Origin of the sequence: Flocculibacter collagenilyticus (assembly GCF_016469335.1) — a bacterium.
GTDB lineage: Bacteria > Pseudomonadota > Gammaproteobacteria > Enterobacterales > Alteromonadaceae > Flocculibacter > Flocculibacter collagenilyticus.
In genome coordinates, this window is the sequence record NZ_CP059888.1 from 3082782 (window position 1) to 3108589 (window position 25808).

The 25808-nt window shown below is 39.8% G+C and carries 23 protein-coding genes; 13 read left to right on the forward strand and 10 right to left on the reverse strand.

Annotation, left to right across the window (positions count from 1 at the left end):
* Window positions 1-32 precede the first annotated feature (32 nt).
* Both HUU81_RS13645 and HUU81_RS13650 read left to right on the forward strand, forming a co-directional pair.
* Window positions 33-1622: an isocitrate lyase gene (locus tag HUU81_RS13645; RefSeq protein WP_199609488.1), complete on the forward strand. Its 1590-nt coding sequence runs from the start codon at window positions 33-35 to the stop codon at window positions 1620-1622.
* 254 nt (window positions 1623-1876) lie between these two features.
* Window positions 1877-2815 carry a LysR family transcriptional regulator gene (locus HUU81_RS13650; protein WP_199609489.1) on the forward strand — a complete coding sequence of 313 codons (939 nt, stop codon included), beginning with the start codon at window positions 1877-1879 and terminating at the stop codon, window positions 2813-2815.
* Window positions 2816-2894: 79 nt separating this feature from the next.
* Here the strand turns inward: HUU81_RS13650 and HUU81_RS13655 are convergent, their stop codons facing one another.
* Window positions 2895-5150 (reverse strand): malate synthase G, encoded by a 2256-nt coding sequence (locus HUU81_RS13655; RefSeq protein WP_199609490.1) that lies wholly within the window; start codon window positions 5148-5150, stop codon window positions 2895-2897.
* A gap of 258 nt (window positions 5151-5408) precedes the next feature.
* Here HUU81_RS13655 and HUU81_RS13660 point away from each other — a divergent pair, with 258 nt between their 5' ends.
* From HUU81_RS13660 to HUU81_RS13675, 4 genes are all read left to right on the forward strand, one after another.
* Window positions 5409-6026: a DUF2726 domain-containing protein gene (locus tag HUU81_RS13660; RefSeq protein ID WP_199609491.1), complete on the forward strand. Its 618-nt coding sequence runs from the start codon at window positions 5409-5411 to the stop codon at window positions 6024-6026.
* A gap of 146 nt (window positions 6027-6172) precedes the next feature.
* Complete coding sequence (gene mtnN / locus HUU81_RS13665; RefSeq protein ID WP_199609492.1) at window positions 6173-6880, forward strand: 5'-methylthioadenosine/S-adenosylhomocysteine nucleosidase; 708 nt, start codon at window positions 6173-6175, stop codon at window positions 6878-6880.
* A gap of 73 nt (window positions 6881-6953) precedes the next feature.
* Window positions 6954-7919: a cobalamin biosynthesis protein CobD/CbiB gene (locus HUU81_RS13670; protein WP_199609493.1), complete on the forward strand. Its 966-nt coding sequence runs from the start codon at window positions 6954-6956 to the stop codon at window positions 7917-7919.
* A 28-nt stretch (window positions 7920-7947) separates the two neighbouring features.
* On the forward strand, window positions 7948-8379 hold the full coding sequence (locus HUU81_RS13675; protein WP_199609494.1) for a rhodanese-like domain-containing protein: 432 nt from the start codon (window positions 7948-7950) through the stop codon (window positions 8377-8379).
* A gap of 164 nt (window positions 8380-8543) precedes the next feature.
* Here HUU81_RS13675 and phoR read toward each other — a convergent pair whose 3' ends face one another.
* From phoR to HUU81_RS13690, 3 genes are all read right to left on the reverse strand, one after another.
* Window positions 8544-9863 carry a phosphate regulon sensor histidine kinase PhoR gene (phoR, locus tag HUU81_RS13680; protein WP_199609495.1) on the reverse strand — a complete coding sequence of 440 codons (1320 nt, stop codon included), beginning with the start codon at window positions 9861-9863 and terminating at the stop codon, window positions 8544-8546.
* An 11-nt stretch (window positions 9864-9874) separates the two neighbouring features.
* Window positions 9875-10564, reverse strand: coding sequence for a phosphate regulon transcriptional regulator PhoB (phoB, locus tag HUU81_RS13685; protein WP_199609496.1), 690 nt, complete (start codon window positions 10562-10564; stop codon window positions 9875-9877).
* Window positions 10565-10778: 214 nt separating this feature from the next.
* On the reverse strand, window positions 10779-11687 hold the full coding sequence (locus HUU81_RS13690) for a porin (protein ID WP_199609497.1): 909 nt from the start codon (window positions 11685-11687) through the stop codon (window positions 10779-10781).
* A gap of 293 nt (window positions 11688-11980) precedes the next feature.
* Here HUU81_RS13690 and galE point away from each other — a divergent pair, with 293 nt between their 5' ends.
* The 5 genes from galE (at window position 11981) to HUU81_RS13715 (ending at window position 17628) form a co-directional block, all read left to right on the forward strand.
* Window positions 11981-12991, forward strand: coding sequence for a UDP-glucose 4-epimerase GalE (gene galE / locus HUU81_RS13695; protein WP_199609498.1), 1011 nt, complete (start codon window positions 11981-11983; stop codon window positions 12989-12991).
* A gap of 119 nt (window positions 12992-13110) precedes the next feature.
* Entirely contained in the window at window positions 13111-14256 is a 1146-nt protein-coding gene (locus tag HUU81_RS13700) for a GGDEF domain-containing protein (protein ID WP_199609499.1), read from the forward strand.
* Window positions 14257-14345: 89 nt separating this feature from the next.
* Window positions 14346-14903 (forward strand): NAD/FAD-utilizing enzyme, encoded by a 558-nt coding sequence (locus HUU81_RS13705; protein WP_199609500.1) that lies wholly within the window; start codon window positions 14346-14348, stop codon window positions 14901-14903.
* 248 nt (window positions 14904-15151) lie between these two features.
* Window positions 15152-16957 (forward strand): putative bifunctional diguanylate cyclase/phosphodiesterase, encoded by a 1806-nt coding sequence (locus HUU81_RS13710; protein WP_199609501.1) that lies wholly within the window; start codon window positions 15152-15154, stop codon window positions 16955-16957.
* A 119-nt stretch (window positions 16958-17076) separates the two neighbouring features.
* Window positions 17077-17628 (forward strand): hypothetical protein, encoded by a 552-nt coding sequence (locus HUU81_RS13715; RefSeq protein ID WP_199612074.1) that lies wholly within the window; start codon window positions 17077-17079, stop codon window positions 17626-17628.
* A 102-nt stretch (window positions 17629-17730) separates the two neighbouring features.
* On the opposite strand, the gene HUU81_RS13720 is transcribed toward HUU81_RS13715, so the two are convergent.
* The 5 genes from HUU81_RS13720 to HUU81_RS13740 form a co-directional block, all read right to left on the reverse strand.
* Complete coding sequence (locus tag HUU81_RS13720; protein WP_199609502.1) at window positions 17731-19557, reverse strand: DUF885 domain-containing protein; 1827 nt, start codon at window positions 19555-19557, stop codon at window positions 17731-17733.
* A 152-nt stretch (window positions 19558-19709) separates the two neighbouring features.
* Complete coding sequence (locus HUU81_RS13725; protein WP_199609503.1) at window positions 19710-20411, reverse strand: pseudouridine synthase; 702 nt, start codon at window positions 20409-20411, stop codon at window positions 19710-19712.
* 141 nt (window positions 20412-20552) lie between these two features.
* The gene (locus HUU81_RS13730) at window positions 20553-21224 is read right to left on the reverse strand and encodes a glutathione S-transferase family protein (protein WP_199609504.1); all 672 of its coding nucleotides are present in this window, start codon (window positions 21222-21224) and stop codon (window positions 20553-20555) included.
* 208 nt (window positions 21225-21432) lie between these two features.
* On the reverse strand, window positions 21433-22026 hold the full coding sequence (locus HUU81_RS13735) for a TetR/AcrR family transcriptional regulator (RefSeq protein ID WP_199609505.1): 594 nt from the start codon (window positions 22024-22026) through the stop codon (window positions 21433-21435).
* Between the two features lie 201 nt (window positions 22027-22227).
* Complete coding sequence (locus HUU81_RS13740; RefSeq protein WP_199609506.1) at window positions 22228-23574, reverse strand: sodium-dependent transporter; 1347 nt, start codon at window positions 23572-23574, stop codon at window positions 22228-22230.
* A gap of 246 nt (window positions 23575-23820) precedes the next feature.
* On the opposite strand from HUU81_RS13740, the gene HUU81_RS13745 reads away from it, so the two are divergent.
* Window positions 23821-24060, forward strand: coding sequence for an oxidoreductase-like domain-containing protein (locus tag HUU81_RS13745; RefSeq protein WP_199609507.1), 240 nt, complete (start codon window positions 23821-23823; stop codon window positions 24058-24060).
* Window positions 24061-24084: 24 nt separating this feature from the next.
* Here the strand turns inward: HUU81_RS13745 and HUU81_RS13750 are convergent, their stop codons facing one another.
* Window positions 24085-24882: an acyl-CoA thioesterase gene (locus tag HUU81_RS13750; RefSeq protein WP_199609508.1), complete on the reverse strand. Its 798-nt coding sequence runs from the start codon at window positions 24880-24882 to the stop codon at window positions 24085-24087.
* Between the two features lie 260 nt (window positions 24883-25142).
* Here HUU81_RS13750 and HUU81_RS13755 point away from each other — a divergent pair, with 260 nt between their 5' ends.
* On the forward strand, window positions 25143-25757 hold the full coding sequence (locus HUU81_RS13755; protein WP_199609509.1) for an FMN-binding negative transcriptional regulator: 615 nt from the start codon (window positions 25143-25145) through the stop codon (window positions 25755-25757).
* Window positions 25758-25808: the final 51 nt, after the last annotated feature.

The window sequence follows — 25808 nt, forward strand, 5'->3', positions numbered from 1 at the left end:
CCAAAATGTTTTTAAGATCAGAGGATCTCATCATGTCTAACTATCGTTCTGAACTCGACAATTTCGCAAATCTAATTAACCAACAAGGCGCAAGCTGGAGCAACTTAAACCCTGACTACGCTGCACGCATGAAGCTACAAAACCAATTTAAAACAGGCTTAGATATCGCAAAATACACAGCAGATATTATGCGTAAAGACATGGCAGACTATGATGCTGACTCAGCGCAATATACTCAGTCTTTAGGCTGCTGGCATGGCTTTATTGGCCAACAAAAAATGCTAGCAATTAAAAAACACCATGGCACAACAGACAAGCGTTACCTATATCTTTCAGGCTGGATGGTAGCTGCACTTCGCTCAGAGTTTGGTCCGTTACCTGACCAATCAATGCATGAAAAAACATCTGTACCAGCGCTAATTGAAGAGCTTTATACTTTCCTTCGTCAAGCAGATGCACGTGAACTTGGTCACCTATTTAAAGAGCTAGAGCAAGCTCGTAATAACAACGAAGATACTGCCGCTATCCAAGACAAGATTGATAATTTTGAAACTCACATTGTGCCAATCGTTGCGGATATTGACGCAGGCTTTGGTAACGAAGAAGCGACTTACCTACTTGCGAAAAAAATGATTGAAGCAGGGGCGTGTTGTATTCAAATTGAAAACCAAGTATCAGACGCAAAGCAATGTGGCCACCAAGACGGTAAAGTAACCGTTCCACATGAAGAGTTTTTAGCTAAAATTCGTGCAGTAAGATATGCGTTCTTAGAGTTAGGTGTAGATAACGGTGTAATTGTTGCGCGTACCGATTCATTAGGTGCTGGCCTTACTCAAAAAATTGCGGTTAGCCAGCAACCGGGTGACTTAGCAGACCAATATAATGCATTTATTGACGGCGAAGAAATCACTAACATTGCAGACATTAACAATGGCGATGTGCTAATTAAACAAAACGATCAACTATTAAAACCAGCACGCCTACCAAATGGTTTATTTAAATTTAAAGCAGGCACAGGTGAAGACCGCGTCGTATTAGATTGTATTACTTCACTACAAAATGGGGCTGATTTACTGTGGATTGAAACTGAAAAACCACATGTTGGCCAAATCGCAAGCATGGTAAACCGTATTCGTGAAGTGGTACCAAACGCAAAACTTGTTTATAACAACTCACCATCATTTAACTGGACTCTTAACTTCCGTCAGCAAGTGTTTGATGCATGGGAGCAGGAAGGTAAAGACCTATCTTCTTATAACCGTAACGAACTGATGAATGTAGAATATGACAGTACTGAACTAGCAAAAGCGGCGGATGAAAAAATTCAAAGCTTCCAAAAAGATGCAGCACGTGAAGCAGGTATTTTCCATCACTTAATTACTCTGCCAACTTACCACACCGCAGCACTGTCAACTGATAACTTAGCAAAAGGTTATTTTGGTGAAGAAGGCATGCTGGCATACGTTGCAGGTGTTCAGCGTCAAGAAATCAGACAAGGTTTAGCGTGTGTAAAACACCAAGACATGGCTGGTTCTAACATTGGCGATGACCACAAAGAGTTTTTCTCTGGTGAACAAGCGCTAAAAGCGTCAGGTAAAGATAACACCATGAACCAGTTCTAAACGAAGCTAAATCCGAGTATTTGAAGATTAACCTTCTAACTTAATCGGAAATAACAAAATGAACCATGCATACATTGAGGCTCCCAACCATCAATGTATGCATGCTAAATTACAACCGAATAACTACCTACAGACTGCTAACAAACTGCCAACTTTCATTGCCTTACAAATAAATATCAACCAATACATAGACAAAAATATTGGCTTTGTTATGATTCACTCTGTTTATAAAAAACAAAGGCTGCATTCCCTACATGAATATAAACAAGATCGATCTTAACCTACTCGTTTATTTAGACGTATTATTGCGCGAACAAAATGTGACACGCGCGGCCAATCAACTTAGCATTACTCAGCCCGCGATGAGCAACGGGTTAAAACGCCTCAGAGAGCTGCTTAATGACCCTGTACTAGTGCGAACAAGTGAAGGCATGGTACCCACAGAACGGGCAAAAGAATTACAACCTACTGTACGTGGCATACTCTTAACTCTTGAAGAAACCCTACAACCTGATAAAGAATTTGAACCTGAACTGAGCCACCGCGTGTTTCGCATTATGGCCAGTGACTACGCCGCCTCAACGTTAATCCCTCCTCTGTTAAAAAAATTACGCGAAGAAGCACCACATACCTCCATTGATATCATGACACCCAGTGATGTTACGTTTCATGATGTTGAAAACGGTAAAGTAGACATGGCGATTAACCGCTTTGATGAATTACCTCAGTCGTTTCATCAAAAAACAGTCTGGCGCGACAGCTTCTCATGCTTAGTAAATAAAAATAACCCCATCATCAATGGATTTAATTTAGACTCTTATTTAAAAGCGCAGCATATTTGGGTCAGCAAAACAGGGTTTGGTGTTGGCGTAGGCATGGATCCACAAGACGTACAAAAGCTAGGTTGGGTAGACGAAGCATTGTCGAATATTGGTAAAAAAAGGGCCATCTCGGTGTTTACTCGTAATTACCATGTCGCAATGCATTTAGCAAAAGAACAAGACTTAGTAGTAACACTGCCAACCCGAGCGGCAGAGCTGTACCGTAATAATGAAAATATGGAAATATTAGATCCGCCATTTCCAATTCCTGCATTAGAACTGAAAATGATATGGAGCCCATTATTACATCGTGACACCAGCCACAACTGGTTAAGACAAACCATCACGGAAATTGCACACCAGCTCGCTTAACTCTCTTAAGTACTGAAACAATAAGGGCGTACCAATTGGTACGCCCTTTTCAATTACTCTTTATAACAATTAAAGCAACTTACGCTTGTGCTTTTTTCTGTAATCTACGTTGATGTAATAGCGGTTCGGTATATCCACTAGGCTGCACTTCTCCCTTGAACACTAAGTCACATGCCGCTTGAAATGCAATGCTGTTTTCAAAATCAGCAGACATCGGCTGATAGCTCGAATCACCACTATTTTGCTGATCAACAACCTCAGCCATCCGTTTCATCGACGCCATTACCTGTGCTTCACTGCACACTCCATGTAACAACCAATTGGCCAAATACTGGCTAGAAATACGCAGCGTTGCTCTGTCTTCCATCAATCCAACGTTGTCAATGTCAGGCACTTTTGAGCAACCCACACCTTGATCAATCCAACGTACTACATACCCTAAAATGCCTTGAGCGTTATTATCGATTTCTTTTTGAATCTCTTGCTCGTCTAATGTTTCTTTCGCATTAGCTTGCAATGGAATAGTTAACAAGTCATCTAACCGTTGCTCACGTTGTTCGTTAGCTAATTCAGCCTTAATTTGCTGTTGCTGCTCCGCTACATTAATTTCATGGTAATGAGTAACATGTAAAGTCGCAGCAGTTGGCGACGGCACCCACGCACAGTTAGCGCCCGCTTTAGGATGTGCCACCTTGGTTTCCATCATTTCGGCTAACTCATCAGGTTTTGGCCACATACCTTTACCTATTTGCGCCTTGCCTTGTAGGCCACACATTAACCCTGTTTCAACATTCCATTGTTCGTATGCTTTTATCCACGCTTGATTTTTCATCTGTGCTTTTGGCACAAAAACACCTGCGTGCATACTGGTGTGTATTTCGTCGCCGGTGCGATCTAAAAATCCGGTATTAATGAAGATAACGCGAGACTGAGCAGCACGAATACATGCTTTTAAATTAAGCGTGGTGCGTCGTTCTTCATCCATAATTCCTATTTTTAACGTATTTTTAGGAATGTTAAGCGCTTGCTCAACTTCGGTGAACAAGTCACATGCAAATGCTACTTCTTCAGGGCCGTGCATTTTAGGCTTTACAATGTAAACGCTATTTTGCGCGCTGTTTTGCAATTTTGATTTACCTGTAATGTCGTGTAATGCAATGGTGCTGGTTACCATTGCATCTAAAATACCTTCTGGTATTTCTTGTAGTTCGCCTTGCTCATTATTAAACAGCACCGCTGAGTTAGTCATTAAATGCCCTACGTTACGCACTAACATTAAGCTTCTGCCTGAGAGCACTAATTCTGTATCATCTGGTGCTAAGTAAGTACGGTCCGTATTTAAACTGCGCGTGATGGTTTTACCTTGTTTATCAAACGACTCGCTAAGGTTGCCATTCATTAAACCTAACCAGTTACGGTACACTTGCGTTTTATCTTCTGCATCAACCGCAGCAACAGAGTCTTCACAGTCTTGAATCGTCGTGATTGCTGACTCTAACAGTACATCTTTAATATTCGCAGCATCGTCTTTACCAATTGGGTGGCTTTTATCAAGTTGTATTTCAATATGCAGCCCATTATTTTTCAATAATATTGCACTAGGTGCATTTTTCTCACCTTTATAGCCAACAAACGCCGTTTTATCTTGCAGGGTTGTTTTGGTGAGATCGCCAGTTTCCTTTTCTACATACACTTCTAATTTATTGTATTCAACGTTAAAACTAACAACGTTGCTATATTTCCCTTCTTTAAGCGGAACGGCCTTATCAAGAAACTCTTTAGCGTAATTAACCACTTGCTGACCACGAATCGGATTATAGCCACCAATTTTTTCAGCACCGTTGGCTTCACTGATCACATTACTGCCATACAGTGCGTCATATAAACTCCCCCATCTCGCGTTAGCAGCATTTAACGCAAAACGTGCATTTTTTACTGGCACCACCAATTGTGGTCCAGCAATGGTAGCTATTTCTGCATCCACCTGTTTGGTTGTTACTTCAAAGTCATCGCCTTCTGGCAATAAATAATTAATGTCTAATAAAAACTGTTTATATTGAGCAAGGTTAAAATCAGCTTGGTGATCTTTATGCCACTGATCAATTTGTTGCTGTAGCTTTTCTCGCTTTTCCAATAAGGCGTGATTGATGGGGGTTAATCGCATAGCGATGTCTGCAAATTTCTGCCAAAAGTCATCACTTGAAATACCAAGACCTGGCAATGCTTCTTGCTCCATAAATTGATACAAGGTATTTGCAACTTGTAATTGACCAACCGACGTGTAACTTGATGAATTATATTGAATTGGAGATGTTGAATTGTCTAAACGACTCATACCTGATCCTATTTGCATTTATGCCGAATCCTGATGAAGTTGAAGCATGTGTTTCAACTAAGGAAGATATATTAAACGTATATAGGTAACTATATGCGTTTTTTAGCTCATCCTAGCATTTACAACATTTATACCAACCATAACCTTCATTCATTTTATTAATCCACTATTTTTATTCTTCTGGCATACATTCTGCTTGATAGAACTGAAAATGTTGATTAAACCCAAAATCGTCAAACTTTTGTGTTGGAGTAGTAAATGGAACTCATCTTATTGTTATTAGTTGTACTGGTCGTGGTTGTTGCCGTCATATCTAGTCGCTTTATGGATAATAACAACCCCTATCCATTTACCAAAAAGCCGACGTTGTTTACGCAAGTTGAAAGGTCGTTTTTAACGCTGATGGAACGCGCTGTAGGCAATGAATATAAAATCATGAACCGGGTTAAGTTAACTGATATCGTGATAGTTAAACCTGGTGTAGCTAGTCGTGCAAAGCGAGCGGCAATGCTTGCTGCAACCAGTAAAACAATAGATTATGTATTAGTAGATAAAGACACCTTATCTATTGTGGCTGCGGTAGATTTGGTTAATAACCAACGCCCTAGCGGTCATAAAGCAAAACGCGACTGGTTTGTAACAGGCGCTTTAGAGTCTGCCGGTATTCCACATGTACGAATAAAAGTGAAACCCGGTTACAAAGCAAAAGACATTAGAGATTGCATTGACTTTAAAATTGGGAAGAAGGCTCGCTTAACCCCACGGATTAAAGGCAATATACCGCGCCAGCCTGTAGCGGCGTTATCTCTGTCGCAAGTTAAAGCACAAAAGAATACAAATACACCGGCTTCCCAGCAATTAATCCCTCAACTGTAGCGGGATATTTAGCACAATAGCTACCTCCGTTGATGTGCCTTTTATGGACGAAAGGCACGTCTACTTTCACACTTTCGTTATTTGTCATTTGATCCTCTTTTTATAACGCTTATAATTCAAATAAATTCAATAGACTGGAACAACACATGAAGATTGGCATTATTGGCGCAATGGAGCCTGAAGTTGCAATATTAAAAGCAGCACTTACTAACAAAACTGAACACACCATTGGCGGCTATACTTTTTTTGAAGGTAACTTATCTGGTAAAGACGTAGTATTAGTGCAGTCTGGTATTGGCAAAGTAGCGGCAACTATTGCAACTACACTGTTAATTAATCACTTTACACCTGCTTGTGTAGTGAATACTGGCTCAGCTGGTGGTTTTGATAAAGAATTAAGCATCGGCGATATTGTTATTTCGTCTGAAGTTAAACACCATGATGTGGATGTTACCGCATTTGGTTACGCGATTGGACAAGTACCCAATATGCCTGCGTCATTTAAGCCTAATATGGCACTCGTTGAAGCCGCGCAGCAGAGCATTCAAGAGCTAGGACAGTGTAAAACCAAACTGGGACTTATCACCACGGGTGACAGCTTTATTTGCCAACCTGAACGTATTGAAGAAATGCGTAACAACTTTCCAGATATGCTTGCTGTTGAAATGGAAGGTGCAGCTATTGCTCAAACTTGCCACCAACTGGATATGCCATTTGTGGTTATTCGCTCGCTTTCAGACATTGCAGGAAAAGAGTCGCCAGACTCATTCGAAGCTTATTTAGAACAAGCTTCAAAACATTCTTCAGAAATGGTGACGGCACTAATCAAAAAGCTGGATGTAAATGCACTTTAATTTGAAGTGTTATTTATTGCGTCCTATTACACTGGATACGTTATGTCATCATAACGTATCCAGCTAACATGCTATGTTCACTGATATTCTTCTTCAATTACCTGCAGAGTTTGGATTACTGCTCATTGTTCTACTTGTAGATCGCTTCCTACCTGTTTCCCCTGCTTACCATCCATTAAGTTTATTTAAACATGTTGCCATGGTGGTGGGTAAAAAAGTGAATAATCCTGATAAACACTCTATTGCCCATCAACGCTTTGCGGGAAAGTTAGCAATTCCAATCTTGTTAACCCCTATTATTACCATTGTTTATGCGTTAATTTTTTTTGCTGAATATCCGCTTCTAATTGAGGCTGTTTTGCTTTGGCTATCACTCAGCTGGGCATCTACCCGGTCAGCGATAAAAAAAACGCAACGCGCTTTATTAAAAAATCAAAAGTCGCTAGCAAAAGAAACATTAAAACGGCTCGTTCTGCGCGACACTAAAACCTTAAGTCAAATGGGCATTTGTAAGGCAGGCATTGAAGCTACGCTACTTCGCGCCCAAAAAGAGTTATTTGTAGTGATGTTCTTTTATTTAATAGGTGGAGGCATTGCTGCTTTTAGCTGCCGGTTGCTTATTGAAATGCAACAGGTATGGAATGCTAAACTTTATCGTTACCGCTACTTTGGCCAAGCTATTGCGCGATTAACGCAGTGGCTAAACTGGTTCCCCACCCGATTATTCGCCTTTACGCTAGCCTTAACAGGGCGTTTTTCTCAAAGCATCAAAAACCTAAAATCAATCCACTCTCAATGGCCAAATAAAAATGCAGCATGGGTTATTGCAGCGGGAGCAGCAGCCATCAATACACAGTTAGGCGGCCCACTAATATATGATAACGAAAAGCATCGACGAACTCGGATACTTTGTGGTGTAGAACCAACCCCTTCCATGCTAGGGGAGGCAATAAAGTTAGTCGAAATCAATTTAATAATTTGGCTATTAGGTGCATTATTAATTCAATTACTCGTCATTGCATACCATACTGTTAGTTAAACTGTAATGGCCTATTTTCGAGGAAAAAATGAATACGCTACGCACAATCAACATGTTTTTAGCAATACTAATTATTGTGTGCATAAGTACTGCTGCTTATGCGGGATATACGGGTAAGCAACCGTTAATTCAACCAGAAGTACTGCACCAAAAAATTATTGATAATAAACTGGATGACATCGTTATTTTAGATGTTCGTACAGCGAAGGAGTTTGCCGAAGGCCACGTCCCTAATGCAATTAATATTTCACACGATGAGCTACCACTAAACCTATCGCAATTAAAAACACTGCAAGATAAAACTATTGTGGTGTATTGCCGCTCTGGCCGCCGAGCAGGTATCGCAGAAGATATCTTATCTGAACAAGGATTTAATCATATTCAGCACCTTGCTGGTGACATGAAAGGCTGGCGAGCTGCTAAACTACCCATTGAAAAACCTGCAAACGAATCAAAGTAATCAAAATTAATTTATTCGCTTGATGAAATATTTTCAGGGTAAAATTGAAAAATAGCGCTGAGATACACTCTCAGCGCCCTCAGCGCCGCCGAGCTCGACCGGGATAAGCATATCTTGCAGCTAAGAAGAGTTAAGCCCTTATATTAACCCCTTATATTCAGCCATTAGCCCGCTACTTTTTCTTGTTTGCTTACCGTTAAGTTATTAGGAAGTGTAAAATAGAATGTACTACCCTTACCCACTTCACTATTAATTTCTAAATGACTGTTGTGTCGGCTAAGTGCATGTTTCACAATAGAAAGGCCTAGCCCTGAACCACCTGTTTTGCGTGACCTTGCTCTATCTAATCGATAAAATCGTTCTGTAATTCTTGGCAAATGCTCTGCAGGAATCCCTTCACCATTATCATTAACTGCAAAGTAAGCACTATTGTTTTTTAATGCCCATGTAATTTCAATTAATCCACTCGCTGGTGTGTACTGCACGGCATTAAAAATAAGGTTAGACATCGCGCTACGCAACTCATCTTTCATGCCATACACTATCAATGATGCATCAATATTGAAACTCAACGTATGAGCCTTATCGGCGTTAAGGGTTGCCGCCTCAGTCTTAATCAGATTTAACATAGCTGGAACATCAACAACTTCTTCAAATTCTTGCTGTGAGCTGGCTTCAATTCTCGATAAGCTAAGTAATTGAGTCACTAAGCTATCCATGCGATGCGTTTGTTCTGTCATCATTTGATGCGCTTTACCCCACATAGGCTGCTCAGGTATGAGGCTTTCGTCAAACATTTCCAAATAACCTTGTAATACTGTTAATGGCGTACGAAGCTCATGCGAAACGTTTGCGACAAAGTCTTTGCGCATTTGCTCTAACTGTTTTACTTGCGTGATATCGCGGGCAATCAACATCAATTGCTGCGCACCATAAGGCATTACGCGATATTCTAAGATCACCTCATCATTAAGTGGCGACGCTTGTTCTAAAGGGTTATTAAAATCGTTTGAGTGTATGTATCGAACAAAGTCTGGATGCCTCAGTAAATTATCTATCCGCTGACCTTTGTCATGAGGCCAGCGTAAACCTAAAAATAACTGTGATAATTTATTACACCACAGTATATTTAAGTTGTTATCCATGACTATTGCAGCGTCCGGTAACGCTTCTGCCCCTTCTCGAAAGCGTCGAATGAGTTCTTTTAATTCATTACGCTTTTTTCGGTTATTTAACTGTATACGATACACGCCATCAAAAATAGACGCCCAACTTCCCTGCCCTTGAGGGGGTATGAAGCTTTTTCTGTGCCACAGCCATTCATTCATTTTTAACACTTGCCGATAATGCCACCCTAGCAATCCAAGCGCACAGATAAACAACACAGCGAAGGGAAAGCCAATCAAAAAGCCGAATACGCCCGCAAGGGAAAAATATATTGCTAATGTTGTTAGCAAATCAGAAATAGACGTGGATTTGTGCATGTTATGGTTCGTTATAGTTTACTGGAAAAACGGTAGCCAGCACCGCGCACTGTTTGTACCAAACGGTCGTGTTCATATGCAGCAAGGGCTTTACGCAACCTTCTTATGTGCACATCTACCGTTCTGTCTTCAACATAAACATTAGTGCCCCACACTTGGTCAAGCAATTGTTCACGGCTATATACTCGCTCTGGGTGCGTCATAAAAAAGTGCAGCAGTTTAAACTCGGTTGGTCCCATGTCTAAATCAGCTTCATTCGAGGTAACACGGTGTGATACTGGATCTAAACGCAGTCCTTGTACTTCAATGGAGTCATCTAAGCTAGTTGGAGAAACGCGACGGATAACCGCTTTAATTCTAGCCATCAGCTCTTTAGGTGAGAATGGTTTAGTGATGTAGTCATCAGCACCAACTTCAAGCCCTTTAACTTTATCTTCCTCTTCACCACGAGCTGTCAGCATAATAATAGGAATGTTTCTAGCTAGTTCATTTTGCTTAATTTTTTTAGCAACCTGAATACCGCTGCCACCAGGTAGCATCCAATCTAATAAGATTAGATCGGGATAAGGCTCTATAATCGCTTCTAATGCAGAGTGGTAGTCATCTGCCTCAATCGCTTGATAGCCATTTTGTTCCAATACAAACGCCAACATTTCTCTAATTGGTGCTTCATCCTCAACTACTAAAATTTTCCTAGCCATGTTTCTTTCCTGTACTCATTTTTAGATTGGATGAATTATTCTCAATAAGTATGACAGTTTTATTAAAAAATCTATCCCATACTGAGATATTTGACACTTTTATAACATTTATATGCGATTTGGTCATATGAAACTGTATTTTACTCATAGTTTCGCTAATAGACGTGTTCATAAAAAAAGCCGCTACAGCGGCTTTTTAGCGATATTGATAAGATTAAAACTTGTGTTCTACACCAACCGCGAAATAGTCTTTATCTTCTTTAAATTCAAGGTTCATTGTTGAATACCAACTAAACACTTTCGTTTTCTTGCCTAACGAGTAATCTACACCTACCGAGCTCGCATCATCATCTTCAAGTGTTTGATACTGCCCCTTCAATGTTGCTTTACCGACTTTATAAGCAGCACTTAGCAAGTAACCGTCCATATCTTCACCACCTTCAGATGGCTCTTGCGTATGATAAATTGCACCTAATTTAAAGTCGCCCATTTTGCCTTGGATATTGGCACGCACAGTATCATACCCTTTCACATCATTATCCATTGCAATTGAAGCAAATATCTTACTCTTTTTAAGCTTAGCGTCACCATACATTAAAGCTAAAGAAACTCCATCGTCGCCTTCTGGATCATCTTCTGTAATATAAGTTACACCGATCTGAAAATGATTAAATTTTGGCGACTTATAGGTGAGTGAATCACCCATACGATTTTCGCCTTTCCACAGCACTTTAACATCAGCCTCATAGTCGCCAAACAGGTCTATCTTACCTTGAGACTGTTTAAGTACCGTATCGTTACGGCCTAATAAGATTTCACCAAAATTACCTTTTAATCCTACATACTGGTTACGTGACTTTAGATTGTCTTCGTTAGCTTCATCTGACAAATCAACCTGCAATTCATACTTATAAACCGCTTCTAAGCTATCAGATAATTTATAACTGCCTTTAACACCTAAACGTGATGCGTTACTTTTAATTTCAGTAAACGAGCCTTCACCCTCGTCAGAAGATTGAAAAGATACATTCGCTTTTCCGTACACTTGCACTTCTTGAGCCATCACTGGCGCAGCAAACAAACTAGCTAAAGTGATAGCTATTATAGATTTTCTTGTTTTCATCTCTGTCCCCTTGCGGATATTTGTAGGCAGTCAAACTGAATTGGCAGGCAGTTTGCCACCCATTTATGACAGTTATATGACAGTCATAATTTTTTCTTAAATATGAAACAGAAAACGCATTAAAATGACATAAGAGTATGCGCCTAAACATATTTTTTGATTAATGCACGGATTAATTTTAGCAGGATTTTGTAATTCTTCCTGTTTCCTACCGATGTGGATTTTTTAATTACAAATGACGTAAAGTCATTTAAACTGATGCACGAATTAACGGCCTTAATGAGGAATATTTGATGGCGACTTTAGTCACTGGCGGTGCAGGCTATATTGGCAGCCATACAGTTGTTGAACTACAGCAAATCAATCAGGATGTAGTTATCCTTGATAACTTAAGTAATTCATCTAAAGCAGTGTTAAAGCGAATTGAAAGTATTACCAATAAAGCAGTTACCTTTGTTGAAGGCGACATTCTTGATACCGAGTTACTTCATTCCTTATTTAAACAATATCAATTCGACAGCGTGATTCATTTTGCAGGTTTAAAAGCGGTTGGTGAATCTAACGAAATACCACTTCATTATTACAAAAATAATGTTTATGGCACGCTTAATTTGTGTGAAGTAATGGCGCAACACAGTGTTAAAAACTTAGTGTTTAGCTCGTCGGCCACCGTATATGGTGACCCAGAAACCGTTCCAATAAAAGAATCTTTTCCTACTAGTGCTACCAATCCTTATGGTCGTTCCAAATTAATGGTTGAAGAAATGCTAGCAGACTTATATCGCTCAGATCCTAGCTGGAATATCGCATTATTACGTTACTTTAACCCCATTGGCGCGCATGAATCCGGCACCATTGGTGAAGCACCAAATGGCATCCCTAATAATCTCATGCCTTATATTACTCAAGTTGCAGTAGGTAAGTTAAAACAATTAAGCGTTTTCGGAAATGATTACAATACGATTGATGGAACGGGTGTGCGCGACTATATCCATGTTGTTGACCTAGCTCATGGCCATTTAAAAGCGTTAGAGAAACTGAACAGTCAGCCTGGCTTGGTAACGTATAATTTGGGAACAGGACAAGGCTACAGCGTTTTACAGATGATAAATTCATTTGAAAAAGCCACCGGACAAGCGATTCCATATCAAATTAGCGCCAGACGCGCTGGAGACATTGCAGAGTGTTATGCTGATCCACAATTCGCGAACCAAGAGTTAAATTGGACAGCCACAAAATCATTAGTTGAAATGATGGAAGACAGTTGGCGCTGGCAGCAAAATAACCCCAATGGTTATCAATAGCATTAAAAAATTACGCTTATACTTTAACCATACTTGAACTATCTTTATAGGGCGTGTGTAACGTAATTCATTACCAATGTTGTTGCACGTTCCTATTGTACGTACATCAATAAGATAAAATGACCAATAAAGATGAAGGGTTACAATTACAGCAGCGCGCTGATCATGATTTTGTAAAACGCTCTATTCCGGGCGTTATCATTTTTATTATTGCTTGGCCAATTATTGCCGGAAGCACAGGCTTTTATAAAACAGCTCCGGTACTTAGCTTTTATTTTGCACTATTGCTCATCATTCCAGGAATACTTCGCTTAGTTCACTTATTTACTACTCGTTTTTGGTACCCTAAAAATCCTGACTCATGGCGACTCACACTCGCAATACTTGCACTTGGTCATTCTGCAATTTGGGGTATCATTTTTTATATTACCCTTACCGATGCACGATTTGAGTCTATACAACAAGCAATGCTTATTCTGTTAATTGCAATAAGTTGCGGTGCTACTTCCAGCTTAATTCCAAAGCCGCGCCTTACTCTTGCCTACATCACAATTCTCATGCTCCCTTCATTTATTGCTGGCTTTTATGACTCAACAGATGCATTTCTAAGCCCAATGTTATTTGGTATATGGTGTTACTTATTAATCATTGGCCATCGTTATAGTGAAGAATATAGACGGGCATTTTATACCGAATACCAATTACAACAGCGACAGGAAGAACTTGAAAAACTAACCATCACAGACGCCCTTACTCAGCTCTACAATCGCAGCCATTTTGATACAACATTAGCACTACAGTGGCAATATGGGATCAGGCACCAAACCGACTTATCCTTACTGTTAATCGACTTAGATCATTTTAAGCGAGTTAACGACCAATACGGTCATTTGGTGGGCGACCGATGCCTTCGCCATGCCGCAGATATCATAAAGCAGACCGCCAAAAGAAGTACCGACACTATCGCGCGCTATGGCGGTGAAGAGTTTGCCATTATTCTACCTAATTGCAGTGAACAAAACGCATATGCGTTAGCTGAATCGATCAGAGAAGAGTTAGCGCGAGCCCCATTTACAGTAGATGGCGTCGAGCTTAATTTAACAACAAGTATTGGCGTTGCCTGCATTGTGCCAAACCAAACCATCAGTTCAGACAAGTTAATTAAAAATGCCGACATTGCGCTTTATAAAGCGAAGGATACTGGCAGAAATAACGTACAACTTTACCAACCGTCTCTTGATAACCTAAAACGCAATACTGTTTAATCCTGCTACACTTAAGCTATCGCGTACTGGTAACTGTGTTTGTTATTTATCAGCTGTAGTTATTAATACTTATTAATTGGAGATGGAGTATGTTACGACATTTCTATATTACTGAGGACTTGGATGACCTTGCTACAGTTGAACAGGAACTAAAACAGAAAGGTTTTTCACCTTTTCAAATTCATGTGCTCAGTGAAAAAGACAGTGAAGTAGAAAAACATCAATTAAACGAAGTCGAAGCTGTACTAAAAAAAGATGTTGTGCACTCTACAGAAATTGGCGCTGCAATCGGAGTGGTATTCGCCGCATTAGTATTAACAGTGGCATACTTGCTCGGATGGACAAGTTCAGCAGCAGGTTGGCTTCCCTTTATTTTTTTATCTATTGTTATCCTTGGATTTTGCACTTGGGAAGGCGGGTTGTTTGGCATTCAAGAACCCAATTATCAATTTAAACAATTTCAAGACAAATTAAAAAAAGGAATGCATGTATTTTTTGTAGATGTAGATCCAGAGCAAGAGCCAGTGCTAGCTAACGTTGTTGGCCATCATCCTAAACTACAAATGGCAGGCGTTGGTGAGGCTAGGCCACGATGGTTTGTTCGTAGCCAAGATACGTTTAGGCGATTTATGAAATCGATGCCATAACCAAGAATCATATATTCCGCTCTCTGATTTATTAACTGGGTAGAAGCCGTTATCTACCCTTATTTTTTTGTGAATTATGGATGAAAATCAATTGGGTTGTCGCTGTTTAATAATGACAATCTACATTTACCAACTAGTATTATACCCAAGTTTCTAAAAGATTTTACTAAGTGTAATAGCGTTAAAGTAGCGCGACGAGTGATCAACGCGCTGGCAATTTATGATCAAATACTTGGGGTACCTTTTGTATGGTAGGTGATACTGGATTTTCGAATAAACATACCACGTTATTTCATTTTATCGGACTGGTTCCCTCCGCAGGTTATGCGTTATATCACTTATTAGAAGGAAATATCTGGCTGGGTGTTTGCCTTACCGCAATATGCTTAGCCATCTTACTTTCAACCTATAAAGTCATGCAAGAGCTAGATAACACGTACTATCGATACGGCATCCTAGCTTCCGTTTGCCTCACTGTCATTGTCGCTACCTACTTTTTAGGCATACGAGGCATTATCTTCGCCTTCCCAGCCATTACTGGCATATTTTTCACATTTACGTCCTTCCGCTTTTCAATGGTTGTAACAACCAGCATGCTAATACTTTGTCTATTAGCCGCGCTAAACTCCTTGCATTGGCAAATGATATTACGCTTTTCAGTACCGTTGATGATGACTATGTTATTGTCAGCAGCTTACTCTTACCTTATTTCCAAACACCAAATCGCCCTCGAAACACAGGCCAGCGTTGATCACCTAACAGGCATTATGAATCGCCGCAGATTTAATGATTGGCTACAACGACTAGTACACAGAACACTTCGCGAAAAGCAGATTGCAGCCGTGTACTTTATTGATCTAGACGACTTTAAACGAGTTAACGACACCTATGGCCACGAAACGGGTGATCTTCTACTTAAGCACGTCAGTAAAAGCTTATTGTCGTGTATCCGCGTGGGCGATGCGCTGTCGTTATTAAATGAAGAAGGGGTCGCCAGACTTGCTGGCGACGAATTCGCCTTAGTCACCACCAATCTGAAAAGTAAAAATAATGCTGATGTCATTGCTAACAGGCTGATTGCTGCGCTAAACAGAGACTTTGATATTGATGGCCTAACTATAAGAGTTAATGCCAGTATTGGCATCGCGTTCATTGACGAAGACACCAGAACTGCTGACGAAGTGTTACACAATGCAGATGCGGCAATGTTTAGAGCGAAACAAGAAGGAAAAAATCGCTATCAATTCTTTAATTCAAGCATTGCAAATGATATTGGTTTACGTAAAAACGTTTCGCTTGGAATTAAATCAGCCTTAGAAAACAATGAATTTACCCTTGTCTTTATGCCTATTTTTCATCCCGACGGTGTGGTTGTCGCAGGAGCAGAAACATTAATTCGCTGCCACTCTGACGAATTAAAAGGTATTGGGCCTGATCAATACATTCCAATTGCGGAAGAGTATGGCCTCATTAAAGATATTGACTATTATGTGATAGATCACACCTTTGAAAAAATTAGAGAATTACTCAATCATAACCCTGACTGCAATTTGCGCTTTGCCATTAATATTTCAGCCATTGAACTACAAAATTTAGAATTTCCCGACAAGTTAAAAGAGTTAATGAAAAAGCACAATGTCCCCCCTCAAATGGTTGAACTTGAACTTACTGAAACCAGCCTTGTGTCGCATGACGAACAAAGTATCGATATGCTCACTATTCTAAAACAAATGAACTTCCGGCTGTCGCTTGACGATTTTGGCACAGGTTATACCGCATTTAGCCAACTGCAACTTTACCCTGTTGATACACTGAAAATTGATCGCTCATTTGTAGACAGTATTGGCGACGAGACCAACAGTAAAAGCTCGATGGTTGATGTCATCCTCACAATCGCAAAGTTGTACGATTTAGAGCTTGTGGCAGAAGGGGTAGAAAACCAATATCAATTTGAATATTTACAGCAAGCCAAATGCGATTACATGCAAGGTTATTACTTATCGAAACCCATTCCTTGGCAGGAATTTATTGACACTTATCATTTAGTTTCATAACGTGCTGGAACATCAATCACGTGATAAGAAAAAATATGCTTGATAATCAAAGAATAAAAACAAAAACTCCCCCTACATTTGCGCTGTTAGCGTTTTCTACTTTGTTTGCTATCCCTGCAATGGCAGGTAACCAAGTGGCAAATACCGTTTCAATTTCAAATCATGATGCGTTTTTTAATAGTATTAAACAGCACTGTGGCAAAGCATATTCAGGCAAAGTTACCGTTGATAACGCCAAGAGTGATGGCTTCAGTAATAAACCATTAATTATGCACGTGCGTAAGTGTGAAGAAAATCAACTGCAAATCCCTTTTCATGTAGGCGATGACGCTTCTCGCACTTGGTTAATCACCAAAACAGGCTCAGGGTTATCATTAAAACATGATCATCGCCATAAAGATGGTAGTTCAGACATCTCAACCATGTACGGCGGTCATACTGTTGATGCTGGCTGGGCACAAGTACAATCATTTCCAGCAGATCAATACTCTAAAGAACTATTTGTTCAACAAGGTATTCCGCAATCTATTGGTAATACGTGGCAAATGTTTATTTATCCAAAGCAATTTACCTATCGCTTAATCCGACAAGGTAGAGAATTTAGAGTAGATTTTGATTTAACGACACCTATAACACCACCCGCCGCACCGTGGGGTTATGAGCAAAAGTAGCTAATTTTTAAGTGTTAAATGTTCAGTGTTAAATAAAAAAGAGTTAACCCAATACAGGCTAACTCTTTTTATCATCATCTCACACTATGTTTGATTTACGTTTTACAGTTGCGATTCAATCCAACGATCAATCTTTTGCTCTAAAATCGGCATTGGTAATGCGCCATCAATGAGAATTTGAGTATGAAACGCTTTAATATCAAATTTATCGCCTAACTGATCCGCCGCTTTTTCACGCATTTTTCTAATCGCTCGCTCTCCTAGCTTATAGGCTAAGGCTTGACCTGGTATAGAAATATAACGCTCGACTTCTGACACAATATCACTGTGTGCCATTGAAGAGTTGTCCGCCATAAATCGAATCGCTTCTTCACGTGTCCAACCAAATGCGTGCAATCCTGTATCTACAACTAAGCGCATTGCACGAAGTTGTTCATCTACTAATCTGCCGTACCACATATATGGGTCGGTAAATAATCCCATTTCTTTACCTAAGCTTTCAGCATATAACGCCCAACCTTCGGCAAATACAGTATAGCCACCAAATTTACGGAATTCTGGTAAGCCTTCAACTTCTTGCTGAATACTAATCTGGAAGTGATGTCCTGGAGCAGCCTCGTGAATACTTAGCGTTTCAACTAAAAACTTAGGCTGTGCTTTTAAGTTATGTGTATTGATATAAAAAATACCCGGACGCGATCCGTCTGGTGCAGGTGATTGGTAGCTTGCACCAGCTGATGACGCAGCACGATAAGCTTCAACCGCTCTTACTTCATAATCAGCTTTTGGGAACACATTAAATAATTGCGGCACGCGTTCATTAATACGCTGTTTAACCTCGTTATAAGCGTCAATCACCGCTTGCTCTGAATCAAAGTAAAACTTTGGATGGTTTTGCAAATGCGCAAAAAATTCTGGCAAGGTTCCATCAAACTTCACGATACGTTTAACTTGCTGCATTTCAGTTAGAATGCGTGCAACTTCTTTTTTACCGTATTGATGAATTTCTTCAGCACTTAATGGCAGCGTTGTATTTTCTTTAATTTTATATTCATACCACGCCTTACCATTTGGCAACGCAGACAACCCTACACTACTTCTCGCGTGTTGCGCATATTCATCTTTTACAAAGTCATGGGACTTTTTATACGTTGGAATAATGACTTGCTTAATCATTTCAATGTAATCGCGCTTTAGTGTTGCTTTGTCAGCTTCACTAATTTGCGTATTACTGTCTAGCTGTTTTACAGGGCCATAAAATACACTAGTGGTCACATCTTCTACGACATGGGCAGCAAGTTGAGGGATCACTTTTTCCACAATAGGCTTGGGTAACACTATGTTAATGCTTACCCCTTTTCGCATAGCCACAATAGTGCTATCCATAAACGTAGCAAAGCCTGCTGCACGCTTGATAAAGTCTCTGTAGTCTTTGGCTGTATTAAATGGTTGGGCACTGCTACCCGAGCCGAGCATCGCAAAGATATTATGAACGCCATACATTTGGTTATACGGCACTAGGTATGAAGGATGTTCAAAGCCTTCTATCGCTAACTCACGATCGCGCTTAAAAATTTGGTAAGTTAGTAAATCTTGCCCACTTAATGAGCTCGCATCAATTGCATTAATGGCTTTTAAATATTTTTGCTCAAACGCTTTAGCGTCATCAATATTTAGCTGATTAATTGGTACATTGAATTGGTCGTTATAATCATTAACGCCCACAAACGTTGCGTACACTGGGTCACGCTTTAAACTTTCTTCAAAGTATTTAGTAACTAGTTGCTCTAGTTTTCTTGCTTCGTTATTCTGCCCAGCCACTTCTTTATTAGAAGTGGCACTGGTATTTTGATAGGCGTTGGGGTTGGTGCTTTGGCAGCCAGTGGCTAAGATAGCGCTCAGCGCTACAGTAAGAATTGTTTTTTTCATGTTTTAGCATAATCTGTAACAAAATTGGAATGGAGCAAGTCTGCCGAGGCTATCAAGAACAATCAAGTAGCTGATCACACTTTATTGCTATTTTTACGCTTAAAATTGTAACAAAGTGAAGGAAACGCTATTTTATAAGCCATCTAACGCTGTTATATAGGCTGAACTGCGCGTGAGAGCGTGTTCACTTCCTCATGAGATAGCCGTCGTATTTCTCCTAGCGGCAGCGCGTTTAGCTTTATCGTTACCATTCTAATTCTTTGCAAATCAATCACGCGGTATCCCAGCTGTTTACACATTTTTCTAATTTGCCTATTCCAGCCCTGAGTTAGAGTTAATTTAAATTGATTGTCTGAAACTGGAAGCAAACTGCACGGACGCGTAATGCCTTGGGGGATGCTAACACCCTGCTGCATAGCAGAAACAAAGCTGGCATCAAAAGGCCGATCAACCGCCACTAAGTATTCTTTTTCATGATAAAAGTCAGGATGGAGTAATTGCTGGCACAGTTCACCGTCATTCGTCAGTAACATTAGGCCGTGTGAGTCTTTATCTAACCGCCCAACCGGAAAGACCCGCTCATCACCAGCAATAATATGAACAATGCTGTCAGGGTTGGTAGGATCGCAGTTACAATCTACTCCTACAGGTTTATTGAGTGCCAAAACTAATTGCTGCGCTTTAGGTGCAAGTACTTCGCCATCTACACATATTTTGTCATTATCGGTCACATGATCTATATGGTTAGCAAGCCGATGATTAACCGTTACTCGATGTGCATCAATTAACCTGCTGGCAGCGCGCCTTGAACATAAACCTGATTGAGCGATGTATTTTGCCAGTCTTGTTGTCAAACTTCTTTGTTACCTTTGTTACAAAAATAAACGTTTTTAAAGCACGCATTAAGCGAGCATTCTACCATTAAAAAAGTGACTGCCTAATCACTTTAAAAGACAGCCACCCTTATCATATTGCGGGTTAATTTAGGCGCAATATTACGCTTGTTTAAAAGCTTCTTTAAACATAGCCACTTCTACTTGCAATTGTTTAGCAACAAACTCTAACTCAAATAACTGCTTTTTAAACTTCACTACTAACGGCCACTTGTTTTCATCAAGATTAAAGTCAGCATGTTGTAAATTAAATAAGTTTGTTGCAATTGCTAGCTCGCCAACCGACAGGTCATTACCCACTATCCAAGTTTGATCAGCAGGCTTTTTCTCCAATAACTGTTCAACATAATCTAGCACCGCAGGAATGAGCTCATCAGTCAATTCTGCAACACGTTCAGGGTCGGTTTTGTGCTCAAAAAACATTGGACCAATAATTCTTTGGTAATACAAGCCTGCGGTTGCTTCCATCATTTTGGTATCACCAAATTCTTCTAACCATAGCGCGAAGGCATAGTCGTTAACATCTGACGGGTAAAGCGGCTTGTGTTGATTAGTTTTTTCAAGATAAGCAATAATCACCGACGAGTCAGAAAACGCAAAACCATCATCCGTTTTATATCCCGGAATCTTGCCAAATGGACTGGCCGCTTTAAAGTCAGCATCATCAGTGTGGGGCACTGTCATTTTCAACTCATATTCCGCCTCTTTGTACTGATGTGCCAACAGTGTTTTACGTACATAGGGTGATGCTTCAACGCCATAAATAATAGCCATGTTTTTCTCCTTTAATTTCCATTATCTCTGTTTAACAGAGGACTAAATATCCCAAGCCATACCACAAAATACAAAGCCGAGAAGGTAATTCAATTTTTACATCGAATTACGTTAATACTGTGGATTACGTTCCAACAGATCCTTTTCAATTGATAGACCAAGTGGTCTATTTTTAGTTAAAATTTTTTACTTTCAGCCACACATCAACTTAACTGGGCTTTAGTAATCGTTTAATAAAACTTAACCAATTGTGAAGCGGTTCAGCAGAGCGTTGTGCTTTCATTCGCAATACAGCCCCTTCCCAGCTGTCTACAATAAAATTCGCACAATCTTCTGCATCAAGGTCATTACTGAAAACGTTTTCCTGTTTACCTTGCTCAATAACACCGGCAAAGCACCTTGCCATTCCGTTTAACGAGGCGCCAACTTTTATAGCAACACTCTCAGATGAATCAGCCAATTCTTGGCAAAAGTTTCCAATTGGACAGCCTGCTTTAAAGTTCATCTCAGTAAAAGCTGTAACGGTATAATGATTAAACGCGTCTAGCTTTTGTTCAGCGCTTAATTCAGGGTTAAGTAAATGCTGTGCGACCCTTTGTTTAAAAACACCCGCAAAGTAATCAATAATTGCTAATGCAAATGCTTCTTTATCATTAAAATGAAAATAGAATGAACCTTTAGCTACGCCCGCTTCTTTTAAAATTTGCTGCAAGCCCGTACTACTATAGCCTTGCAGATGAAAAAGATGTGCGCCAACTTCAATTAAATGCTGTCTTGTTTGTTCACCTTTTGATTGATTCATTGCTATTACTAATGACCACGTTTGCTATTACTTCAGTTGATAAATTAAAAATAGACCAATCGGTCTATAAATGCAACACTTAATTTAACGTTTAAAAATAGAACTACTTAGAAAAAGAAGTGAAGAGAAGAAAATAAGAGAGAAACAAAAAAGCACGGCTACCCATGGCAATACCGTGCTTTTTCAGACCAGAAAGTAAACTTATAAAGAATTAAAGAACACTAACCCAATACAAAGTGGACAAACTAACTTGGTGTACCAAGGCCAAATTTTCCAGAACAACGAGTGCTCAACGCCTTCATAACCAGACTGTAACTCTGACAATAAGTTATTTCTGTGCCAAATCCAACCAACAAAAATACAACACAACATCCCTATAATTGGCTGGCCATACTCTGTTGATAATGTAGCAACAAAGTCTAATAAAGTGCCTAAATTAAACACAATAATACAGCTAAGCATAAGAATGAAAATACCAATCAACGTAGTCGCTTTTTTACGCTCTACTCCATGGTTTTCAACCACGTAGGATACAGGTCCTTCTAACATTGAAATTGAAGACGTTAACGCAGCTACACTCATTAATACAAAAAATGCAAAACTAAATAATACGCCCATGCTCCCCATGCCATCAAACAAGGCAGGTAATACCGAAAATACTAAGCCCGGCCCTGACACTAAGCTGCCATCTTCACCAAAAATCGTTACTCCGCTTGCCTGTGCAACATACATTGCAGGAATAATTAATAAGCCTGCTAAAAAGGCAATGCTGACATCTATCAACGTAACCTGAGCACCTAATGTGACTAGATTTTCTTTTCGTGAGATATAAGAACCGTAAATGATCATAACGCTGGTGCCCAGCGATAAGGAGAAAAATGCTTGTCCTAATGCACTTACCAATAAATTAGGATCTAATACTCTGCTGAAGTCAGGGAGTAAATAGGCTTGAAGCCCTTCTGAAGCGCCTTCTAGGGTCATCACATACCCAATTAATGAAAGCAAGATGATGATCAGTGCTGGCATTAAGCGCTTCGACCATTTTTCAATCCCTTGCTCTACCCCAAAGCGAATAATCGACACCGTCATAAACATGAAAATACTGACAAATAAGAGATTTCTTGCTAACGATTGCGAAATTACCCAATCCCCTACGGCTGTTAATCCTACGACTCTGGTAACAGGTTCTACCGCGTAAGACATCATCCAACCTGCAATAATGCCATAAAAGCTTAGTATTAACGCAGCACACACAATACCGCCGAAGCCGACAATAAAGGCAAAAATACGCTGAGTACTGTTGTTAGAAATTTTTCTTAAAGAAGTAACCGCGTTAGCTTGACCATGACGACCAATGACTAACTCTGCCATAAATGCAGGATAAGCTAGAAAAAATGCCAAAATTAAATAAACAAGCACAAATGCTGCGCCGCCGTTCCCTGCTGTTTGTGTAGGAAACCCCCAAATATTACCTAAGCCAACCGCTGATCCCGCAGCCGCTAAGATAAAACCAAATCGTGAAGTAAATTCACCCCTAGATGCACTCATATACGTCTTCTTTCTTTATTTTTTAGTTATTCAGATAGGTTCTGACTTCATGGTCGCTTTCACAAAAAAACGAAATTGTTCGAATGTTTCCTTGTGTTTACTTTTAAAAAAGCACAAAACTAACCAATTAGCGGGTTAATCTACTCAAAATCCTGCAAAAAGGATAGCCCTTAATATCACTGGTCTGACAAATAGGGTAAACTTTCGCCAAATATAGCCAAGTTCTAAACGTATGAATGCCGTAATATGAAAGAGCAAAACATTTCTAAAAACATGATGAAGCCGAAACGGCCAGAATCCAATGAATGCTGCGGCAGTGGCAGTTGCTGCCCGTGTGTCTGGGATGACTACCGAGAAAAACTGAAGGCATGGCGATTAGCCAATAATATTGCAGACGATGTTGAAAATGAGCAACTTGCTAATAACCAAGAACAAAACAAGCCAAAACCAGACGATAAAGGTCGAGTTTGGCCTGTTTTTCGTTAATCACAGAAAATAGCACTGTAAGAGTTATGCAAATACCGTTACGCATTGACGGCTAATCGCGATTAACTCACCTTGTTCGTCCCACAGGTTAGCTTCAGTGTGCGCATAGCCACCAGCAGCTTGTCGCGTTTTTGCTTCATAAGCAATCCAATTATCAGCAGTAATTTCTGAGTGTGGATGAATAAATTCTAAATTCCACGTTAAGGTGCTCGCTGGCGCTGGCTTTTTCGCCATTTGTAATACACACGGTGGCCATGCATCTGCCAACGCAATAAGATGTGCATCTGTAAAAACATCTGGTGCACTCGCAAACCGCATCCATCCTGACAATTCTGAACTCTCACTACCAGAAAACGGCATACTTCCTTTACTTACATTTAAGTCAACATGTTGAAAAAAAGCAGGCATCATATTTTCAACATATTTAATGCTAGCTTTTGGGTTTGGCGCTTGCATCTGATGACGAGTATTTGAAGCAACATTTATTTCAGATTCACGAGAAGTACCTAAGCTTGCTTGTGTTAATACACAAACTTCACCATTTTGAATCGCTTTTGCTTGTACTACTGAAGTATTTTTTCCTTCTCGTAATACTTCCACCTCAATTGAAAATGGAGTTTCAGCCAATAACGGACCAATAAAGCTGGTATTTAAAGCACGTAACACTCGATCAGAAGAAACACGTTGACGAATAGCAACATATAACATTGATGCAGATAAACCGCCAAATGCGGTACGTCCCTGACACCAGTTGGCGGGAAAACTCAATGTGGTATCGCTATCTGCTACCTTAACTTGATTAAATAACTCATCAATATGCATAAATCACCTTTTAATACTGGCTTTGGACTAATTCAAATACTGTTTTCTGCGACATTTAAACACTTAAACTGGTCTGATGTCATTATATTTTCCCTGAAATAGCACCATGATTATCGACTTAAAAAACCAACATGGTAGATTTAGTCGCGGTCTGGAAAGTATGATTTTAATAACTACAACTTTCTTTTTACTTCAATATTTGAATCTAAATAAGCTTTATTTATCAGATACAAATAAATTAGCAAAATGATGGGGATAAGATGTACATACCTAAAAATATGGAGATTAAAAGTAAATCTGACATTCACGCTTTTATTGAACAATTTAGTTTTGGCATTGTTGTTTCAGATGATCTCACTGCTACACACTTACCATTTCTTTTAAAAAAAGATGAAGGAGAATATGGTACGCTTTATGGCCATTTCGCTAGCGCTAATTCACATTACAAAACCCTTTCTGATCAAGCTGCACTCATCATCTTTAATGGGCCACATGCTTACATCTCACCAACTTGGTATGCAACTGCCCCCGCAGTACCCACATGGAATTATTCTGCGGTACATGCTTATGGCGTGCTAACTTTAACCAGCGATGATGAAACATTGTCTATTATTAATGACACTGTAACGAAATACGAACCCAACCTTCATAACGACACCACAACTTTAAGTGATGAATTCAAAAGTAAATTATTAAAAGGCATCGTCGGGTTTAAAGTTGAACTGAGTAAGCTAGAAGGCAAGCATAAGTTAGGTCAGCACCGTAAAGTTGAAGACCAACAAGGTGTCTATCACGCCCTTAATCAATCGTCACGCCCAGACGATCAAGCACTCGCAAGTTATATGCAGCAGTTAACATTAGGAATAGGTGAATAGGAATAACTACTTTCTTGATGAGGAGAAATTAAGAGCCTAGACCAAGCTTAG

Coding starts and splice junctions, on each gene's coding strand:
- HUU81_RS13720 (WP_199609502.1), bottom strand. CDS start 19,557: ATGAAAAAAACAATTCTTACTGTAGCGCTGAGCGCTATCTTAGCCACT.
- HUU81_RS13750 (WP_199609508.1), bottom strand. CDS start 24,882: ATGCATATTGATGAGTTATTTAATCAAGTTAAGGTAGCAGATAGCGAT.
- phoB (WP_199609496.1), bottom strand. CDS start 10,564: ATGGCTAGGAAAATTTTAGTAGTTGAGGATGAAGCACCAATTAGAGAA.
- HUU81_RS13660 (WP_199609491.1), top strand. CDS start 5,409: ATGGAACTCATCTTATTGTTATTAGTTGTACTGGTCGTGGTTGTTGCC.
- HUU81_RS13755 (WP_199609509.1), top strand. CDS start 25,143: ATGTACATACCTAAAAATATGGAGATTAAAAGTAAATCTGACATTCAC.
- HUU81_RS13700 (WP_199609499.1), top strand. CDS start 13,111: ATGACCAATAAAGATGAAGGGTTACAATTACAGCAGCGCGCTGATCAT.
- HUU81_RS13735 (WP_199609505.1), bottom strand. CDS start 22,026: ATGAATCAATCAAAAGGTGAACAAACAAGACAGCATTTAATTGAAGTT.
- HUU81_RS13655 (WP_199609490.1), bottom strand. CDS start 5,150: ATGAGTCGTTTAGACAATTCAACATCTCCAATTCAATATAATTCATCA.
- HUU81_RS13670 (WP_199609493.1), top strand. CDS start 6,954: ATGTTCACTGATATTCTTCTTCAATTACCTGCAGAGTTTGGATTACTG.
- HUU81_RS13675 (WP_199609494.1), top strand. CDS start 7,948: ATGAATACGCTACGCACAATCAACATGTTTTTAGCAATACTAATTATT.
- HUU81_RS13740 (WP_199609506.1), bottom strand. CDS start 23,574: ATGAGTGCATCTAGGGGTGAATTTACTTCACGATTTGGTTTTATCTTA.
- mtnN (WP_199609492.1), top strand. CDS start 6,173: ATGAAGATTGGCATTATTGGCGCAATGGAGCCTGAAGTTGCAATATTA.
- HUU81_RS13650 (WP_199609489.1), top strand. CDS start 1,877: ATGAATATAAACAAGATCGATCTTAACCTACTCGTTTATTTAGACGTA.
- HUU81_RS13710 (WP_199609501.1), top strand. CDS start 15,152: ATGGTAGGTGATACTGGATTTTCGAATAAACATACCACGTTATTTCAT.
- HUU81_RS13705 (WP_199609500.1), top strand. CDS start 14,346: ATGTTACGACATTTCTATATTACTGAGGACTTGGATGACCTTGCTACA.
- HUU81_RS13690 (WP_199609497.1), bottom strand. CDS start 11,687: ATGAAAACAAGAAAATCTATAATAGCTATCACTTTAGCTAGTTTGTTT.
- galE (WP_199609498.1), top strand. CDS start 11,981: ATGGCGACTTTAGTCACTGGCGGTGCAGGCTATATTGGCAGCCATACA.
- HUU81_RS13715 (WP_199612074.1), top strand. CDS start 17,077: ATGGCAGGTAACCAAGTGGCAAATACCGTTTCAATTTCAAATCATGAT.
- HUU81_RS13745 (WP_199609507.1), top strand. CDS start 23,821: ATGAAAGAGCAAAACATTTCTAAAAACATGATGAAGCCGAAACGGCCA.
- HUU81_RS13730 (WP_199609504.1), bottom strand. CDS start 21,224: ATGGCTATTATTTATGGCGTTGAAGCATCACCCTATGTACGTAAAACA.
- phoR (WP_199609495.1), bottom strand. CDS start 9,863: ATGCACAAATCCACGTCTATTTCTGATTTGCTAACAACATTAGCAATA.
- HUU81_RS13645 (WP_199609488.1), top strand. CDS start 33: ATGTCTAACTATCGTTCTGAACTCGACAATTTCGCAAATCTAATTAAC.